The sequence below is a fragment of the Acetobacter cerevisiae genome (assembly GCF_001580535.1).
Taxonomy (GTDB): domain Bacteria; phylum Pseudomonadota; class Alphaproteobacteria; order Acetobacterales; family Acetobacteraceae; genus Acetobacter; species Acetobacter cerevisiae.
In genome coordinates this window covers 71,424-88,832 of the sequence record NZ_LHZA01000157.1, presented here as the reverse complement: position 1 = coordinate 88,832, position 17,409 = coordinate 71,424, and the positions used below count along the sequence as shown (strand labels likewise).

The 17,409-nt window shown below is 59.8% G+C and carries 13 protein-coding genes; 6 read left to right on the top strand and 7 right to left on the bottom strand.

The window, feature by feature from the left end; genetic code table 11:
- Nucleotides 1-113 precede the first annotated feature (113 nt).
- Complete coding sequence (locus AD928_RS13255; RefSeq protein ID WP_062251032.1) at nt 114-734, bottom strand: TetR/AcrR family transcriptional regulator; 621 nt, start codon at nt 732-734, stop codon at nt 114-116.
- Between the two features lie 99 nt (nt 735-833).
- Here AD928_RS13255 and AD928_RS13250 point away from each other — a divergent pair, with 99 nt between their 5' ends.
- Entirely contained in the window at nt 834-2,255 is a 1,422-nt protein-coding gene (locus AD928_RS13250) for a coniferyl aldehyde dehydrogenase (RefSeq protein ID WP_062251031.1), read from the top strand.
- Between the two features lie 37 nt (nt 2,256-2,292).
- On the opposite strand, the gene AD928_RS13245 is transcribed toward AD928_RS13250, so the two are convergent.
- Nucleotides 2,293-4,959: a cation:proton antiporter gene (locus tag AD928_RS13245; protein ID WP_156470206.1), complete on the bottom strand. Its 2,667-nt coding sequence runs from the start codon at nt 4,957-4,959 to the stop codon at nt 2,293-2,295.
- A 300-nt stretch (nt 4,960-5,259) separates the two neighbouring features.
- Here AD928_RS13245 and fumC point away from each other — a divergent pair, with 300 nt between their 5' ends.
- The 5 genes from fumC (at nt 5,260) to AD928_RS13230 (ending at nt 11,727) form a co-directional block, all read left to right on the top strand.
- Nucleotides 5,260-6,708 carry a class II fumarate hydratase gene (gene fumC, locus AD928_RS13240; RefSeq protein ID WP_062251157.1) on the top strand — a complete coding sequence of 483 codons (1,449 nt, stop codon included), beginning with the start codon at nt 5,260-5,262 and terminating at the stop codon, nt 6,706-6,708.
- Between the two features lie 45 nt (nt 6,709-6,753).
- The gene (locus AD928_RS14855) at nt 6,754-6,933 is read left to right on the top strand and encodes a hypothetical protein (RefSeq protein ID WP_156470205.1); all 180 of its coding nucleotides are present in this window, start codon (nt 6,754-6,756) and stop codon (nt 6,931-6,933) included.
- A gap of 14 nt (nt 6,934-6,947) precedes the next feature.
- A complete protein-coding gene (locus AD928_RS14850; RefSeq protein WP_156470204.1) occupies nt 6,948-7,109 on the top strand; it encodes a hypothetical protein in 162 nt (53 codons plus the stop codon).
- 13 nt (nt 7,110-7,122) lie between these two features.
- On the top strand, nt 7,123-8,856 hold the full coding sequence (locus AD928_RS13235) for an ABC transporter substrate-binding protein (RefSeq protein WP_233420075.1): 1,734 nt from the start codon (nt 7,123-7,125) through the stop codon (nt 8,854-8,856).
- 237 nt (nt 8,857-9,093) lie between these two features.
- The gene (locus AD928_RS13230) at nt 9,094-11,727 is read left to right on the top strand and encodes a Hint domain-containing protein (protein WP_233420074.1); all 2,634 of its coding nucleotides are present in this window, start codon (nt 9,094-9,096) and stop codon (nt 11,725-11,727) included.
- A gap of 125 nt (nt 11,728-11,852) precedes the next feature.
- On the opposite strand, the gene pstS is transcribed toward AD928_RS13230, so the two are convergent.
- The 5 genes from pstS to rpmI all read right to left on the bottom strand — a co-directional run bounded on the left by pstS (nt 11,853) and on the right by rpmI (nt 17,205).
- A complete protein-coding gene (gene pstS / locus AD928_RS13225; RefSeq protein WP_062251029.1) occupies nt 11,853-12,905 on the bottom strand; it encodes a phosphate ABC transporter substrate-binding protein PstS in 1,053 nt (350 codons plus the stop codon).
- A gap of 42 nt (nt 12,906-12,947) precedes the next feature.
- On the bottom strand, nt 12,948-15,407 hold the full coding sequence (gene pheT / locus AD928_RS13220) for a phenylalanine--tRNA ligase subunit beta (protein WP_062251028.1): 2,460 nt from the start codon (nt 15,405-15,407) through the stop codon (nt 12,948-12,950).
- A gap of 3 nt (nt 15,408-15,410) precedes the next feature.
- Nucleotides 15,411-16,481 (bottom strand): phenylalanine--tRNA ligase subunit alpha, encoded by a 1,071-nt coding sequence (gene pheS, locus AD928_RS13215; protein ID WP_062251027.1) that lies wholly within the window; start codon nt 16,479-16,481, stop codon nt 15,411-15,413.
- Nucleotides 16,482-16,627: 146 nt separating this feature from the next.
- A complete protein-coding gene (rplT, locus tag AD928_RS13210) occupies nt 16,628-16,987 on the bottom strand; it encodes a 50S ribosomal protein L20 (protein ID WP_025825489.1) in 360 nt (119 codons plus the stop codon).
- Between the two features lie 14 nt (nt 16,988-17,001).
- Nucleotides 17,002-17,205 (bottom strand): 50S ribosomal protein L35, encoded by a 204-nt coding sequence (rpmI, locus tag AD928_RS13205; RefSeq protein WP_006557067.1) that lies wholly within the window; start codon nt 17,203-17,205, stop codon nt 17,002-17,004.
- Between the last annotated feature and the right edge of the window lie 204 nt (nt 17,206-17,409).

Sequence of the window (17,409 nt, the reverse complement as noted above, 5' to 3'; positions counted from 1 at the left end):
AGGTCGTTTAAATCTGCCCGACCATCCGCCCAATTCCGGCAAACGCCGCCCTAAACTGCTTTTCTGTCGGATGTCAGACTCTAGCCGATCACCAGATTGAGGCCATAAAGGTTTCAGTGTCCCTTACGGGAGCTCTGAGACAGCCCATCCATCAGCACATCCAGAGCGGCCCGGACCGGATCTGGCCCGACTTTTTCTTCAAGAAGCTGACCGTTCATCGCCAGCATAGCCAGACCATGCACCTGCGCCCAGCTGGCTGCCGCCTGTGCCGTGATGGAAACAGCGCGGAAACGGCCATCCTGTTGCCCCTCTTGCAGAAGGCGCAACAGGACCCCGAACGTCGCCATAGCGGCCTCATGTAAGCGTGGGTCCGCCGCCTTATCCGCATCAGCACTAAACATCAGCCGATACAAGCCGGGGCTATGACATGCAAAGGCAATACAGGCCTGAGCTGCAGCGACAAATTTCTCGCGAGAAGAAGGCAGACCTGGAAACAGTGCTGTCTCCATCGCCTGCCCAAGCCGGACAAAGCCAATACGAGCCAGCTCCCGCAAAAGTGCCTCTTTATCCCGAAAGTGCTTATAGGGCGCAGCGTGACTGACGCCGGTACGCCGTGCCACTTCCCGCAGCGTAAAAGCCCAGGTCTGATCGGCAGCCAACATGGCAAGAGCTGTGTCGATCAGAGCGCGATGCAGATCCCCATGATGATAGGGCCGCTGTTTAGTATCACTCATTCGTGAGGCCTATGTTTACAAGAGAAACTTTATTGACGCGGACTTGTTTTCCTCCATAGCCTGTCCAGAAAAGTTTTCCCTGTAAACATGGAGGACGCAATGTCCGACACTGTTCCCGCCCCCACACACTCTTCTGAATTGTCCCGCCTTCTCGACCAACAGCGCGCCGCCTTCCTGCGGGATGGCCCACCCGAACTGGCTCAGCGTCGGGCTACCCTCCGCCGCCTGAAAGCTGAAATTCTAAGGCGACGCACAGAAATCACCCGCGCCCTGAACACAGATTTCGGCCAACGCTCGGAGCGGGAAAGCGCCATTGTGGAACTGATCCCGCTGGTGCAGTCCATCACCTATCTCATCCGGCATGTGGGGCATTGGATGCAGCCGGAACGTCGCCACGTTTCTGCATATTTCCAGTTTGGGCGCGCATGGGTTATCCGTCAGCCGGTCGGCGTCGTGGGCATTATCGCCCCGTGGAATTACCCGGTCTCCCTTGCTCTTGTTCCGCTGGCCACAGCCATTGCGGCAGGCAACCGCGCCATGCTCAAACCCTCGGAACTCACGCCCGCGACCTCGGCCGTCATCGCAAAAATTGTTCAGGCTGTGTTTCCGCCTGAGCAGGTTTCCGTTGTTTTGGGAGATGCTGACGTCGGGGCGGCCTTCTCAGCCCTGCCGTTCGACCATCTGCTGTTTACAGGCGGCACAGCGGTCGGAAAGAAAGTAGCTGTCGCCGCTGCCCGCAACCTGACACCGGTCACGCTCGAACTGGGCGGCAAGTCTCCCGTTGTGATTGAACCCGGTTTTTCCATGACGCAGGCGGCAGAGCGGGTAGCCTACGGCAAACTGACCAACGCCGGCCAAACCTGCATCGCCCCGGATTATGTCCTGCTGCACGAACAGGATCAGGACAGTTTTGCACAAGCCTATCAGGAGGCCGCACACACACTCCACCCCAACGGATATGCCGGCTCACCCGATTACACAGCCATCCTCAATACGCATCATTACGAGCGGCTCAGCGGTCTGGTCCATGATGCTGAGGCACAAGGAGCACAGGTCATTCGGCTGGGGCAGGACGCACCTGCCGAGCATCTCCTTGCCCCTGTTCTGCTGCTGAATGTTACGCCAGACATGGCGGTCATGCAGGAAGAAATTTTCGGCCCCGTCCTGCCTGTGCTGACCTATCGCCACCTTGATGAAGCGATTGCCTTCATCAACGCCCGCCCCCGACCGCTGGCCCTGTATTACTTTGGAGACAAGCGCGCTGAACGGAACAAACTGCTGAAGCGCACAGTGTCAGGCAACGTCACGCTCAACGGGACATTGCTGCACTACGCTCAGGATGATCTGCCCTTTGGCGGGGTGGGAGACAGTGGCATGGGAGCCTACCACGGCAAGGAAGGGTTCATCACCCTCACCCATCCACGCGGGATTTATAAGCAGGGGCGGTTCAACGCCGCAACACTCCTCAAGCCTCCGTTTGGAAAGCTCACGGACATCATCACAAACTTTATTCTGCACTAAAAAAAGGCCAGAGCACCTGAATGCTCTGGCCTTTGCCTCAGTTGGAGGAGGAAGACGGCGGCTCTGACTTCTCATCACCCGTCGCCGCATCATCCGCAGGCTTCGCAGAGACAGACGGCGGCATCTTGCCATCCAGCCTCAGCAACGCTTTGGCGGCCACACCGGGGCGTTCACTGCCCTTCTCGCCCGGAGCGGCCCCGGGCACCAGCTTGATGGCCCGTTCGCCCTCTTCACGCTTGCGCCGCAGCCGTTCAATATTTTCCAGCACCAGCGGGTATTCTTCGACCAGCCGCCGGAAGCGAGAGGCACTGATAACCATGAAATGCCCAAACTGCACGGCACGGATATTGGCCGGGCACCGCTCGTTATTGATGGTGGAGAGCGCGCCAATCAGGTCACCCGCGCCGTAGAGAACATCTCGTTCCGCCACATGCGATTCCGCCAGCCCCGCGCTGATGAAGTAGATATTGCGGATCTTGCGCCCACGGCGGCAGATCAGCTCCTGCGGGGCCACAAAACGCAGAGACGTGGTGGTTGCCAGATCATGCAGTTCCGCATTGGGCAGCCCCCGGAACACGGCAGCATGTTTCAAGCGGCTTTCAATCCCGCTGCGCAGATCAAAGCTCAGCGGCTTGTCCAGCCGGTGGCGGCGGCGTTCCAGCTCTTTCAACAGCTCACGGTTCAGTTCGTCACTAATCAGAGATTCCGCCAGCAGGGAGTCATATTCCTCCCCTTCCAGCCGCAGGACAATCTGCCGGAAAATCCGGTTTTCCAGTGCTTCCGAATAGCCATGATAATGCAGACGCAGGGTTTCCAGCGCCTCATCCAGCAGCTTCCGCTGCCGTTGCAGCACCTCCGCCACAACCTCACCAATACGGCTGCCCAGCGTCGGCTCCAGCCGCTCACTCATAAAGCGCGTGAGCGAAATGGAGACGAAATGCGCCACCATCAGCATTTCAAAACGCTCGGCCATGCACAGCATCAGAGGCCGGTCGATGCGCAGGTTTTTATGAATCCACTGCGCTGCCTTAAAGCGCAGAGACGGGCTCAGCCGCTTACGGAGCGCCCGCACATACCCCAAGCGCCCTTCCAGCCGTGCGCCGTCAATCGCGGCTTCGGAAGACCGGAGCAAGGTTTCCATCACCCGGCGGGACAGGCCCTGAATACGGAACAGATCCAGCAGAACAGACCGTTCCTGACTGGCAATGGTGATCAACGCCAGGTTCACGCGCTGCGTGTCCCCCAGCGCGGTATCAAAGGAGTTGGCCGCCTGCTCTTCATGCGCGCGGCGGTCCACCTGCTCAATGACGGTGCCGGTCGCATCGGTGGAAAAGCCAAGGCCGTCCGCCAGCTTTTCAGCCCGGTCCTTCACATTTTCCAGACCAATGCTCAGCACCTGATGCCGCATGGCTTCATCAATGGGTGAGAGTTTGTCGAGCTTGAGGAACAGCACCAGAGACCGCAGCGTCGTGCCATTCAGCAGCAGCGTAATCAGCACGAAGCCGGTTGCGAGAATACCGATAAAATGGGCCACTGGCGTGGAGACGCGCTCGTTCTCCGTCACAGCCAGCGCCAGCGCCAGCGTAATGGCCCCGCGCAGACCGCCCCAGACCATGGTAACCTTGAATGGTGTCGGCACAGGGGGCGCCAGCTTGGTCATGGCGAGGAAAGGCAGCAGACCAAACACCACCGCCCCACGCGCGGCTAGTCCGGCGACGCTGGCAATCAGGATCAGTACGCAGTCCCAGCGGGTCATACCCACCAGCAGATGCGGCACCAGCATGGAGGCCAGCACAAACACCAGAGACCCCGCCCAGAACACAAGCTGTTGCCAGAGCTGGTTGAGGAAAAGCCATGTTTGCGGTCGGACCGTGGATGGCCCGTAGACCGACAGCGTCAGCCCGGCAGCCGCCGTGGCAACCACGCCGGATACGCCCAGAAATTCGTCAGAAACAATATAGGCCACATAAGGGAGTGCCACGGTCAGCGTAATTTCCGCCGCTGCCGAGCCACCGAGGGCCGTAATCATCATCAGGGTCAGCTGCCCGAACACCACACCCACAATCAGTGCGCCAACAAAGGAGATCACGAACGAGATCACCGCCTCGCCCGGATGAATGGCGTGGTGCAACGTGACGGACGGCAGCAGGATGGAGAAGATGGAAATCGCCGCCGCGTCATTCAGCAGCGCCTCGCCTTCCACCAGACGCGTCAGCCGCGTTGCGGCCCCGATGTCACGGAAAATCCCGGCCACAGCGGAAGGATCGGTCGTCGCCACAATGGAACCCAGCAGCAGGCAGACCACCAGCGGCATTTCTGCAAACGGATACAGCGCCAGCCCGATCGCACCCGTGGAGACCACAACGGCCACCACAGCCAGCAGCAGCACCGTCGCGGCCTCATGCGCCAGACGCCGCACATCAATGGCCAGCGCGCCCTGAAAGACCAGCACAGGCAGGAAGATCAGCAGGAACGCTTCACTATTGATGGGAAAATCGAGCAGCGTTTCCGCAATGCCGTTCAGCGCCGACGTATGCGTGGTGCGCAGGGCGAGGTCCGCCAGACTCCCGATAATAATGCCGACAATAGCCAGCAGCACGGTTTCAGACAGCTCCAGCCTGCGGGCAATAGGCTGCACCGTGCTGACAATGACAAGAAGAAGCGCAATGGCAAGCAGTACCGCAGCCAAACCCGTTACCGCCATACCCTCTTTGCTCCTCCAGCCAGATTATTCTGCAATCAGATCTTCCTGTTACACGGTGATAAGGCACCAGAAAGGCAGACGTTCCAGAATGTGAGTGTCTTTTAACACACTCCTTTGACGAAAACCTACCGCCCCCGGCGCGTTTCCTGCCTTGCAGAAGGGCTCTGGCGCGAAGGAAGCCTCGCTGCAATGTGACTTTATTCTGACATGCGGCAGCTATGCCACACCCCATATTGGAAAAAGGACGCCAGACCTCCGCACCACGGCATGAGGCCGGCATGAACAATCGGGATGCGTATCATGAACTCATCACCCAAAACCACAGACTGCCCAGTAGGCCTGACTGCAACGGGGTTCCGCATGGAGCGGGACTCTATGGGCGAAATCAAAGTGCCCGCAGACAAATACTGGGGGGCACAGACGCAGCGCAGCCTCGTGCATTTTTCCATTGGGGAAGACCACATGCCCCTGCCCCTCTGCCATGCCTATGCGGTGGTGAAAAAAGCAGCCGCTCTGGTCAACGCGGCAGACGGGCGGATGCCACAATGGAAGGCTGATCTGATTGCCCGCGTGGCGGATGAAATCTGTGCCGGTAAGCTGGACGCCCATTTCCCGCTCTATGTCTGGCAGACAGGCTCCGGCACCCAGACCAACATGAATCTGAATGAAGTCATCGCCAATCGCGCCATTCAGCTTGCGGGAGGTGAAGTCGGCTCCAAGACGCCGGTGCATCCGAATGATGACGTTAATATGGGGCAGTCGAGCAATGACTCCTTCCCCACTGCCATGCACGTCGTCACGCTGCTGGAAATAGAAGACCGACTGATCCCCGCTGTGGAAGCCCTGAGCGACAGTATCCAGAGCAAAGCGGACCAGTGGATGAATGTTGTCAAAATTGGCCGCACCCATCTGCAGGACGCCGTGCCGCTCACCGTCGGGCAGGAATGGTCCGGTTGGGCCTGTATGCTGGAAGATGCTCTGGGCAATCTCCGCACCGCGCGCGAGGGTCTGTTTCAGCTTGCCGCCGGTGGCACGGCCGTCGGCACCGGCCTGAACGCCCCGGCAGGTTTCAGCAAGGCCATTGCCAGCAAGATCGCCGAGTTGACAGGCCGCCCGTTTGTCACCGCGCCCAACAAGTTTGCCGCTCTGGGCGGGCTGGACGCCATGGTCCGGGCCTCTGCGGGCTTACGCGGGCTGGCGGTCCCCCTCCTGAAAATTGCCAATGATATGCGCCTGCTGGCCTCCGGCCCGCGCTGCGGACTGGGAGAACTGCATCTGCCGGAAAATGAACCCGGCTCTTCCATCATGCCCGGCAAGGTTAACCCGACCCAGTGTGAAGCCATGGTGATGATCGCCTCACAGGTTCTGGGCAATGATGCCACCGTGGGCTTTGCCGCCAGCCAGGGCCAGCTGGACCTGAATGTGATGCGCCCGGTCATTCTGGCCAACTGTCTGCACAGCATCCGTATTCTGGCGGATGGCTGCCGGAATTTCAGAGTTTTCTCCGTGGAAGGAACGGAATTGAATGAGCCGCGTCTTGCTCAGTATGTGAATGGCTCCGTCATGCTCGTCACCGCTCTCAGCCCCGCTATCGGGTATGATAAAGCGGCGGACATTGCGCATCGGGCCATGGAGCAGAACCTCAGCCTGCGGGAGGCTGCCGTGCAGTCAGGCTATCTGGACGGCGAGGCCTTTGACAGGCTGGTTAACCCGCTGGATATGGTGGGCAACGGCGTGGCCGGGGCCTGACACACATCCCTTTCGTCCCACTTCAAATCCCGGTATGGTTGCCTGATGAAACGTTTTCCTATTTCTGCACGGTTGATGATGCCCGGCCTGTTCCTGCTGGGCTTGCTGGGGCTTGGCGCTTGCGCGGATGATCATGATCATCACTACTACCACCCCAGAACGCATCATGGGGAACGCGGGCCGAGCTGGTACCGCCCTCCCACCAATCCCACGACACAGCGCTAAGGAACCGCAGGCTTATGCAAGGCAAACTCGTGCGGCTTGGCATTGTCATCGCCACGCTGATTCTGGGCATTTTTCTGGTCAGTTCCCTCTACAGGAACTTCTCTCACCTTATGGACCCGCCTCCGGGGCAGACTGATCAGCCTGCGGTTAACGAAGCCCCGGCCGACAAGCCTTAAAAGAGGAACAGGAATGCGCGCCTTCCGCACCCTCATGCACCGGGGCGTGCACCGTTCCTGTTCCGCCGTCCTGCTGGCTGGCCTGACAACAGCCGCCAGCATGGCAACGGCCATAGCCCAAACAGCCGTTGACCAAACGCCTGAAACGCTGGCGGCCCATCGGGGTGGCACGCTCAGGCTGGTCGCCGCAGCGTCCGGCGGCACGCTGGACCCGCAGATCAATTACACCAGCAAATACATCAATCTCTATGCGGTCGTGTATGACGGTCTGACGACCTTCCGCAAAGTGACAGGCCCCCGTGGCAATGATGTTGTGGCCGATCTGGCCGAAACGCTCCCTGCCCCGCAGGATGGCGGCCTGACCTATGTCTTCACCCTCCGCCCGAACATCCGTTTTTCCAATGGTCAGCCCCTGACCACGGCAGATGTTGCAGCCTCCTTCCGGCGCATTTTCCGGGTTGGCTCTCCAACGGCAGGCTCCTTCTATTCCGCTATTGCCGGAGCCGATGCCTGCCTGCGCAGCCCCGCGACCTGCACACTCAAGGACGGCATTACGGAAGACCCGGCCCACCGCACCGTCACCTTCCACCTTGCCCGGCCCGATACGGAATTTCTGCAAAAGCTGGCCTTCACGCATGCCGTCATTCTGCCTGCCGAAACCCCGGACCACGATCTGGGCAATGTGGCCGCCCCCAGCACAGGGCCATATCGGATCACCACCTATGACCCGAACAAATTCCTGCATCTGGACCGTAACCCGTATTTCCGGGTGTGGGATGCCCAAGCCCAGCCCGAAGGATACCCGGACCGCATAGAATATAGCTTCGGCATTCCGGATGAGGCCGCCGTGACTGCTGTTGAAAATGGTCAGTATGACTGGCTGGCTGACACAGTCCCCATGGACAGGCTGGGCGAACTGGGCAGCCGCTTTACGGCGCAAACCCATGTCGCACCCCATCCGGCCATGTATTTCATCCCGATGAACGTCAATTTGCCGCCCTTCAACCAGCTTAAGGCACGGCAGGCCGTTAATTACGCGCTCAACCGCAAGGCGATGGTCATTCTGTATGGCGGCCCCGGCATTGCCCGGCCTCTGTGCGGCATGTTGCCCTCGTCCTTCCCCGTCGCGTCGGACCAGTGCTTCTACACCCGCGGCGCCTCACCCGCCGCGCCTGCCGCACAATGGTCTGCGCCGGATCTGGAAAAGGCTCGCGCTCTGGTGCGGGAAAGCGGGACCGCCGGGCAGCACGTCACGCTGGTAACAGCCAATACGAGCATCGATTACGCCATGGGCACATGGCTGCGCGACATGCTGCAAAACATTGGCTATCAGGCCACGCTCCGCCCGCTCAGCAGTTCCATGGCGTTCAATTACATGCAGAACTCCGGCAATCATGTGCAGATTGCCCTGAAGGACTGGTCAGCGGACTATCCGTCCCCCTCCAACTTTCTGGATGACCTGCTGGGGTGTGAGAACTTCCACCCCAATTCGGACAGCTCCATCAACATCCCCGGCTTTTGTGACAAACGCATTCAGGCGCTCATGGACCGTGCCAAAACGGATGTCTCCCTCACCCAGCACCAGACGGATGAGCTCTGGCGGGAAGTAGACCATCTGGTCATGGAACAGGCTCCCATCGCCCCGGCGATTGAGAAAGATGATGTCATCATCACCTCGCCGCGCCTGAAGAATTTCTTTTACACTCAGGTCAATAAGCTCTTTTTCTCACAGATCTGGCTCCAGTAGCCCTTCCCACCCCGCTTTATCCACAGAATCTGTGGATGAAAGTCGGGACAACAATGGGATGAGTACTGGATGACTGCATATATCCCCCGCAAGACGCATCTTGCAGGAGGACAAAACCCCACCCCATACAGCGCCAGTGAAGGTTTTGTTAAATATTAACACATCGCCTTCCGAGCCTCTATTCGGGACAATCAGACTTGCTACAGGACGCTTCTCCAGCCAGTGAGGACGCCTGACGTGAGCAGCAACACGGTTACCCTGAATTCTGACCAGACCTATTCCAACGCAAACACCCTCAGCACCAGCAAAACCACGGTGTCTGTTGATCTGGATTCCGTCGAAACCCTCGATATTGAAAACAGCGGCACCCTTCAGTCCACCGGCAAACGCGGGATTGACGCGACAGCCAGCGGCACGGCAGCAACCGTCTCCGGGGCAAACCTGACCATCAACAATACCGGCACCATCGAAGGCTCGGATGATGGCGTGCGGATTGATGCGGATATGCCCTCCGCCACCATTGCCCTGACCAATAGTGGCACGATTGAGTCCACAACCGATGGGCAGGCGATCGACTTTGACTCACTGGCAACTGCTTCCAGCATCACCATCACCAACACCGCAACCGGCGTGCTCAAATCGACGGATGCAGATGCCGTCCGCCCCGGTGAAAACGCCGTTATCAACAACGCCGGTGAGATTTACGCAGATGGCGCAAACGGCGCCACCAAGAATGACGGCATCGATTTTCAGGACCATTCCGGAACCGTCAACAATTCCGGCACCATTTCCGCTGCGCGGCACGGCATTACCAGCAGCACGGATGTTGTGGTGGTGAATGAAGCTGGCGGCGAAATTACCGGACGAGATGGCTCCGGCGTTGGCTCGGACGGCACAGGCACAGTCACCAATTACGGCACGATCACCGGCGCTTACGATGGGTCCGGCACGGGTGATGGTGATGGCGTGGATATCGACGGCTACTCCGTTATCGACAATTACGGCACTATTCAGGGCACCGGCGCTGGCGGCAACGGGAGCGATGGTTACCCAAACACCAGCGAAGGTCTGGCGCTGGGCGGTGGCAGCATTACCAACCATGCGGGTGCAACCATCAGCGGTGCACAGAACGGGATCCTGATTGACAACAGCAGTCAGGGCTATGCCCCTTACGCCACAACGCTGGTCAATGATGGCACCATTCAGGGACTGGACGGCTACGGCATCCATATCAATGACGATAAGGATGACACCATTACCAACTCCGGCACCATTTCCGGCACCACAGACGCCATTCTGTTCGGGGATGGGAATGACACGCTGAACATCCAGACCAGCTCGGTCATCACGGGCACGGTGGATGGTGGCGGCGGCACGAATACGGTCAATCTCTCCGGTTCCGGCACGTTTGACGGCGCACAAAATTTCCAGACCATGACAGTCGCCGGCGCGTGGACGCTTTCCGGCAACCAGTCCTACCAGAACGTCACCATTACAAGCGGTGCCTCTCTGGTGCTGGACGGGGCCGCCCCCTCCACAGAGACCATCACCTTCAGTGACAACACCGGCAAGCTGACCCTTCAGTCCCCCTCCACGTTTTCCGCCACGCTTGCCAATTTCACAATCGGTAACACGCTGAACCTGTCATCCCTCACCGATGACGGGACTGCCACGCTCAGTGTTTTCGGCAACACCGCAACAGTGACCGATGGCCAGACCAGCTACACCCTGACCTTCAGTTCGTCCGACCTCGCCCACCTCACACTGGACAAAACGGATGATGGCACAGTCCAGCTCGAAGCCGTGGTCTGCTTCCTGCCCGGCACGCTGATAGAAGCCGAAGGCGCTCTGAAACGCGTGGAAGATCTCCGCATTGGGGATGAGGTCATGACCTATGACAAAGGCCATGCCGAACTGAGGGAGATCATCTGGGTCGGCAAACGCCCTGTCACGGTGCAACCCGGCCTGACCCCGGATGACGCGGGCTGCCCGGTCCGTATCCTGAAAAACGCCTTTGCCGATAATGTGCCGTTTGAAGATCTGCTCGTAACCCCCGAACATTGCTTCTATTTTGATGGCTGTTTTGTGCCCGTGCGTATGCTGGTGAATGGTGCGTCCATTCTCTACGACACCACAATCAGCCAGTATGACTGCTTTCATATTGAAACAGCGCAGCATGCCGTCATCCGTGCAAACGGAGCCCTGACGGAAAGCTATCTGGATACAGGCAACCGCCGCAGCTTCACCCAGCCGGGGCCGCTGACGTGCTTCCCCTCTGCTCCCAAAACATGGGCGCAGGATAGCGTCGCCACCCTGACCGTTGCCCGGCAGGATGTCGAACCGCTGTTTAACACCTTCAGGGCCCGCGCTCAGACCCTTGGTCTGTTGGCCTCCACGCTCCCGCACCAGACCACGCAGGATGCGAACCTGCATCTGCGCACCTCAACCGGCACACACCTCCGCCCTCTGCGCACCGAACAGAGCCGCTCCATTTTCCTTCTCCCACCAAACGTGACTGAGGTTTCTCTGGTTTCACGCGCAAGCCGTCCCTCTGACAGCATCGGACCCTTTGTAGATGACCGCCGGACGCTCGGCGTGCTGGTCGGCAACGTGACGTGTGTGCAGGCAGGCACCCCACACACGCTGACCACGTACCTGACCGACAGCACACTCCCCGGCTGGCATGCACCAGAGAACGCAGCAGGCCGCTGGACCAATGGGTGCGCAACGCTTCCGCTGCTTCCGGCAGCATCTTCCACAAGCCGGTTGCTCGCTGTGGAAATTCTGGCCGCAGCCCCCTATCTGCTGGACACTAAGGCAGAGGACGCCAAAGAGGCAGCCTCTCTTTCGCCGGCAACAGCCTGCGCCTGAATACACCGCACTGACGCCGGCCTGCCGGGCCGGGCCGATATACAACAAAAAGGGCGGGCACATGATGTGTCCGCCCTTTTCTATCCCAATCTCTCGACACTTAAGCCGTCAAAAGCCTCGGGATGCTATTCCGCAGGCGTTCCCGGATGCACAAGCTGATCCAACAGCCCGAGCGCCATGGTTTTCACCCGCTCCGGGATAGGCACGTAATCCAGCTTGCGGCTGGCCTCCTCACCATGTGTCAGTCCCCAGCGGAAGAACGTCTGGACTGCCTGCCCATGCGCGGTGCCGGCCAGACGCTGCGGTACCAGAACATAGGTTGTGGTCACAATGGGCCACGCCCCCTCGCCCTGAGTGTCAGACAAGGGTGCCGTGAGAGTCTTATCGTCCCACACAGCAGAGTCTGCAGCTTTAGCAAAACTCTCTGCCGAGGCTGTCACAAAGCCGCCCGCCTTGTTTTGCAACTGCACCATCGGCAGGTGATTGCGCTCAGCGTAGGCATACTCCACGTAGCCAATGCTGCCTTCCGTATTGGCCACGTAGGACGCAATGCCGTCATTCCCACGCGTGCCAGACCCGACTGGCCAGTCAACCGATGTCCCACGCCCGACAGACGTGCTCCATTCGGGAGACACCCGGCCAAGGTAATCCGTAAACACAAAGGTCGTGCCAGACCCATCCGCCCGGTGCAGCGGGGCCACCGGCAGATCAGGCAGCTTGAGGTTCGGGTTCAGTACCACAATGCGCGGATCATTCCACGTGCTGATACTGCCATCATACAGACCAGCCAGCACAGGGCCTGTCAGGCGTAATGCCCCATCAGGCACGCCGGGCACATTCACAATCACCACAATGCCGCCAATACCGGTGGGAAATTGCATCAGATGCCCGGTCTCCAGCTTTTCCGGTGCCATCGGCGCATCAGACGCCCCAAAATCCACCGTACCAGCCAGCACCATGTTCTGCCCCGCCCCGGAGCCGATGGTCTGGTAATTGACCCTCACTCCGGTGCTTTCAGACGAAGCCGCAGACCATGCCTGATAAAGCGGGGCCGCAAAGCTGGACCCTGCCCCGGTAATCTCTTCCGCCCGCAGGCTCTGCGTGCCGCACAGAAGCACCGTGGCAGAAAGCAGCGCCAGCTTTGCTCCATGTTTCAGGAGTGTCGTCCGGTATGTCATGCCTGCGGCTCTCCGCTTCCGGTTTCTGTCATGCTGCCCTGCTTAGCGCAGGGTTGCCCCTGTTGCTTTGGCGACAGCTGCCACAATACGCTCGGAAACAGCTTCCAGTTCCGCATCCGTCAGGCTTTTGTCCACGGGCTGCAAGGTGACTTCCACCCCCATGGAACGATGACCTTCCGGCACATGCTCGCCTTCATACAGGTCAAACAGGCTGACATCGGACACAAGATTGCGGTCCGCACCTTTCACGGCTTTCAGCAGTTTTTCACCCGGCACGTCGCGCGCCACCACAAAGGCAAAGTCACGCCGCACTGGCTGGAAGGCTGAGAGTTTCGGCGCGGCCTTTCGGCGGCGCTTCGGCTCCGGCACGGCATCCAGCAGGATTTCAAAACCCACCACCGGCACATCAATGCCTTCCGCCTGCAACAGAGACGGGTGCAGTTCACCAAAGTAGCCCAGCACCATTTTCGGCCCCTGACGCAGCACGCCAGACCGGCCCGGATGATACCAGGACGGCGCATCCGGCGTCGCACTCAAGCCTTCAACCGAGACACCAAGCTGCGTGAGCAGTTCCAGCGCATCCGCCTTGGCGGTCCACAGAGACACAGCCGTGCTGACCTGCCCCGGATAGCGCGGCGTATGGCCCGCGCGGAGGCCCGCGGCAATCTGCTGCTGCCCGTCTTCCGAGAACCCGGCCCCGATTTCAAACAGGCCGATATCCGCCCAGCCCCGCGCGGCATTGCGCTGGCTGGCCGCAACCAGGTTGACCATGGGCGTGGGGCGCATCTGGTCCAGATCAGACGCAATGGGGTTCAGCAGACGCAGGGTGTCCGGCGCGCCACCAAAGCGCAGCGCATCCTCATGCGAGACAAAGGAGAAACCGACAGTTTCCACCAGCCCGCGAGCTGCCAGAACCCGACGAGCCCGCGCAGCCCGCACCTGACGAGGTGTGAGAGCAACAGCCGGCACCACGCTGACAGACGGCAGCGGCACCGGCGGCACAGCGTCCAGCCCTTTCAGGCGCAGCACTTCTTCCACCAGATCGCTCTCGGCTTCAATCAGTTCCACACCTTCGGCAGCGCGCGCGGCCTGATCAGCCGGCAGATCACGGCCCTGAGCCAGAACCGGCTTCTGGGCAATATCATTGCGCCAGGACGGCACGCTGGCCCGAACGTGGGTGTCGGTCTTTTCCTGAACCTCAAAGCCCAGCTTTTCGAGCAGGGCGACACTTTCCTCGGCAGGCACATCCAGCCCACCCAGATCCCGCACGCGATTAAACCGCAGCGTGGCGTCCCGTTGCCATTTGGGCTGCTCACCAGCAGAGACAACCTCACTGGCCTCACCGCCGCACAGCTCAATAATCATGCGGGTTGCGGCTTCCATAGCCGCCACAGGCAGAGCCGGGTCTACACCGCGCTCAAAGCGATAGCTGGAATCAGAAGACAGACCCAGACGGCGGCAGCTCAGCGCAATATGCACGGGGTCAAACAGTGCACATTCCACGAACACGTCTGTCGTGCCTTCATCCGCACCGGAGGCGTCCCCGCCCATAATGCCTGCAACGGACTGCACACCGTTGGCATCGGTAATCACGCAGTCATCCGGCGTGACCGTATAGTCCTGCCCGTCCAGCGCTTTGAAGGTCTCTCCGGCACCATGACACAGTGTCAGACGGCTGCCTGAAAGTTTTTTAACATCAAAGACATGCAGCGGGCGACCAAGATCAAAACAGAAGTAATTGGTAATATCCACCAGCGTGGAAATGGACCGCAGACCAATGGTTTCCAGCTTGCGACGCAGCCATTCCGGGCTGGGACCATTCTTCACACCACGAATGGTGCGCCCCAGCACCCACGGGCAGGCTTCCGGATAGGAATTTTCCCACGTGATGGGGGACTCAAACGTCCCTTCAACAGCCTCGGCCATCCACGGACGCAGCGTGCCCAGACCAGCAGCAGCAAGATCACGCGCAATCCCGCGCACGCTCAGCGCATCACCCCGGTTGGGGGTAATGGCAATTTCAATCACCACATCGTCCAGACCGGCAAAATCGGCATAGGACTGACCGGGGAGCGTATCCTCAGGCAGTTCCGCAATGCCGCCAGTATCTTCACCCATACCCAGCTCACGCAGGGAGCACAGCATACCGCCGCTGGCTTCACCACGGATCTTGCCCGCCTTAATGGTGATATCCAGCCCCGGCACATACGTACCCGGCTTTGCAAAAATGACCGCCAGACCGGCGCGCGCGTTCGGCGCACCGCACACAACCTGCACATCATTCATGCCCGGCCCGGCATCCACACGGCAGACCTGCAGACGGTCGGCATTCGGGTGCTGGGTGGCTTCAAGAATACGGGCGGTCAGGAACGGTTCCAGCGCCGCACCGGGGTTTTCCACCCCTTCAACCTCAAGGCCAATCTGGTTCAGCTTGACGCAGATTTCCTCAACCGTGGCTGAGGTTTCAAGATGGTCATACAGCCATGAAAGCGTAAATTTCATGTCTTACACCCCTTCGTGCAGCATTGCGGGCGCAAGCGGGTCAGACCCGTAATGACGCAGCCAGCGAATATCACTCTCATAGAACGAACGCAGATCGGGAATACCGTTCTTCAGCATGGTCAGGCGTTCAACGCCCATCCCGAAGGCAAAGCCCTGCCATTCACGCGGGTCCAGACCACAGTTGGCCAGCACGCGGGCATGAATCATGCCGGAGCCCAGCACTTCCAGCCAGTCTTCCCCGCCACCAATCTCACCCGTGCGGCGAGACCAGCCGATATCGACCTCCATGGAGGGTTCGGTAAACGGGAAGTAGGAGGAGCGGAAACGCACCGGCAGATCCGGCTTGTCAAAAAACACCCGCAGAAACTCAATCAGGCAGCCCTTGAGGTGCCCCAGCGTAATGCCCTGCCCGACCACCAGACCTTCGCACTGGTGGAACATGGGGGAATGGGTCGCGTCATGGTCAGCACGATAGGTCCGGCCGGGGCAGATCACGCGGATCGGCGGCTTCTGGCTGAGCATGGTGCGGATCTGCACGCCAGAGGTCTGGGTGCGCAGCACGCGCGCAACATCCAACCCCGGCACGGGCGGCAGATAGAACGTATCATGGTCAGTCCGGGCTGGGTGGTGGTCCGGCGTGTTCAGGGCGGAGAAGTTATGCCAGTCCGTCTCGATATCCGGCCCTTCCGCCACGCTGAAGCCCATGGCCCCGAAAATGGCGGTCATTTCTTCCACAGCGCGGCTGATGGGGTGAATAGACCCCTGTGCCGTTGCTGGTGGCGGCAGGCTGACATCCACACGCTCGGCAACCAGACGGGCTTCCAGCGCAGCGGCTTCCAGCTCACGCCCACGGTCCTCAATGGCCCGCGTCAGGTCATCGCGCAGGCGGTTCAGCGCCACGCCACGCGCCTTGCGCTCGTCCGGGGCCATTTTCCCCAGTGCCTTGAGCAACGCCGTCAGGCGGCCTGATTTACCCAGTGTACCAACACGCACGGCATCCCATGCCCGCATATCGGCCGCACCGGCCAGTTCCGACAGGACGTCCTGCCGGAGAATCTCAAGATCGTCGCTCATGAAACCTCACACGAGAGGGGAAAATGCTAGGAGGCGGATAGCCGCTCAGCCGCGCAGAGAAAACCCCTTAGCCAGAAAAACAGCCGCCGGAACAAAAAAGGCCGCCCTTGCGGACGGCCTTTTTCAGGACAAATCGGCCAGAAGCCTCAGGCAGCCAGAGCGGCCTGAGCTTTCTTCACGATTTCCGCAAACGTTGCGGCGTCATCAAAAGCGATGGCGGCCAGAACTTTACGGTCGATTTCAATGCCAGCCTTGTCCAGACCGTTGATGAAACGGCTGTAGGTCAGGCCGTGCTCACGCACAGCAGCATTGATACGCTGGATCCACAGAGCGCGGAATTCGCGCTTCTTGTTCCGGCGATCGCGGTATGCATACTGGAGAGACTTTTCAAGCCGTTCCAGAGCAATGCGATAGTTTGTAGAAGACCGGCCACGAAAGCCCTTGGACATGTCCAGGACTTTTTTGTGACGAGCGTGGGTTGTTACACCGCGTTTTACACGTGCCATATCTCAGATGCTCCTCAAACCAGCCCGTAGGGTGCCCACTGCTTGACGGTACGACCGTCCTGCGGTGTCATCACCTGTGCGCCACGGTTGGTGCGCTTCATTTTCTGCGGACGCTTGATCATGCCGTGACGTTTACCGCACGGACCTGAGAGCACCTTGCCGGTTGCGGTGATTTTGAACCGCTTTTTGACCGACGACTTGGTCTTCATCTTGGGCATTTCTTTACTCCTGAAAGCTCGAACCGCGCCTCTCTGTTGCCAGAGCGGCAAAACACGGCCGGGCATGCCCCACAAGCCCGGACGCGTGTAACGAAGGCGCTGACATAACGGAAAGTGCGGAGAGTTTCAAGCGGCATCTCACCGGGATTTTTCTGCGCAACCATGGTATAGTCTCCCATGGTCTGGCCTTTCCCGCCCGCAAAC

Bases quoted from the DNA above. Each gene is read 5' to 3' on its own strand.
- AD928_RS13255 (WP_062251032.1), bottom strand. From the start codon at position 734: ATGAGTGATACTAAACAGCGGCCCTATCATCATGGGGATCTGCATCGC.
- AD928_RS13250 (WP_062251031.1), top strand. From the start codon at position 834: ATGTCCGACACTGTTCCCGCCCCCACACACTCTTCTGAATTGTCCCGC.
- AD928_RS13245 (WP_156470206.1), bottom strand. From the start codon at position 4,959: ATGGCGGTAACGGGTTTGGCTGCGGTACTGCTTGCCATTGCGCTTCTT.
- fumC (WP_062251157.1), top strand. From the start codon at position 5,260: ATGAACTCATCACCCAAAACCACAGACTGCCCAGTAGGCCTGACTGCA.
- AD928_RS14855 (WP_156470205.1), top strand. From the start codon at position 6,754: ATGAAACGTTTTCCTATTTCTGCACGGTTGATGATGCCCGGCCTGTTC.
- AD928_RS14850 (WP_156470204.1), top strand. From the start codon at position 6,948: ATGCAAGGCAAACTCGTGCGGCTTGGCATTGTCATCGCCACGCTGATT.
- AD928_RS13235 (WP_233420075.1), top strand. From the start codon at position 7,123: ATGCGCGCCTTCCGCACCCTCATGCACCGGGGCGTGCACCGTTCCTGT.
- pstS (WP_062251029.1), bottom strand. From the start codon at position 12,905: ATGACATACCGGACGACACTCCTGAAACATGGAGCAAAGCTGGCGCTG.
- pheT (WP_062251028.1), bottom strand. From the start codon at position 15,407: ATGAAATTTACGCTTTCATGGCTGTATGACCATCTTGAAACCTCAGCC.
- pheS (WP_062251027.1), bottom strand. From the start codon at position 16,481: ATGAGCGACGATCTTGAGATTCTCCGGCAGGACGTCCTGTCGGAACTG.
- rplT (WP_025825489.1), bottom strand. From the start codon at position 16,987: ATGGCACGTGTAAAACGCGGTGTAACAACCCACGCTCGTCACAAAAAA.
- rpmI (WP_006557067.1), bottom strand. From the start codon at position 17,205: ATGCCCAAGATGAAGACCAAGTCGTCGGTCAAAAAGCGGTTCAAAATC.